Genomic DNA, 741 nt, shown 5'->3' with positions numbered 1-741 from the left:
GTGTAGGTCAAACCGCCCACACGCACCATGTCGCCGCCCTGCTGATAATACGGGTCGGGGTTGAACAGGTTGTCGCCCACGTCCTCCAGGATGGTCTTGATCATGTCGCCGCGCATGTCCGTCAGCGTGGTCCAGGGATACGTGATCGCAGTCTGGTCCATCACGTGCTCGCGCGTAATGGCCTGGCCGGGCAGCAGAGAGGTTCCCCAGCGGAATCCGGGCGAAAACGCGATCTCGGCGCCACGCACATTCATCAGGGCGTCCAGGATCAGCTGGTCAAAGCTGCCGTTGAAGTTGCCGCGGCGGTACAGCGTGCCTTCCGTCACAGCCAGTTTTTCACCCAATTTGGCGGTGTAAGGCGCCCTCACCTTGTCGATCAGCGTATTCATGGCCGCATCGGCCGGCAACAGATTGGCAAACACCGGCAGCAGCCGGTAGTTGAAACCGGCCACCTTGCCGTCCTTGACGTTGAGGTCCAGCACGCCCAAAAACTTGCCGTTGCTGCCAGCGTTGGTCACGATGGTCTGCCCGCCGGGGTTTTTGACGATGACAGGCACCGGCACGCCGTCATGGGTGTGGCCGCCCAGAATCACGTCGATCCCCGTGACACGCGAGGCCATCTTGAGGTCCACATCCATGCCGTTGTGGCTGAGCAGCACCACGGCTTGCGCTCCTTTGGCACGCGCCTCATTCACCGTTTCCTGCATCTCGCTTTCGCGGATGCCGAAAGTCCAGTTCGGC

At 61.5% G+C, this 741-nt stretch carries 1 protein-coding gene; it reads right to left on the bottom strand.

From position 1 onward, the window contains the following. The coding region (locus tag AC1D1X_RS24885; protein WP_477699569.1) for a thiosulfohydrolase SoxB family protein at positions 1-741 on the bottom strand (741 nt) is incomplete at both ends.

The sequence above is a fragment of the Polaromonas sp. P1_G4 genome, from assembly GCF_056405475.1.
The sequence above is the reverse complement of the archived record's forward strand: the minus strand, read 5'-3'. Positions and strand labels throughout refer to the sequence as shown.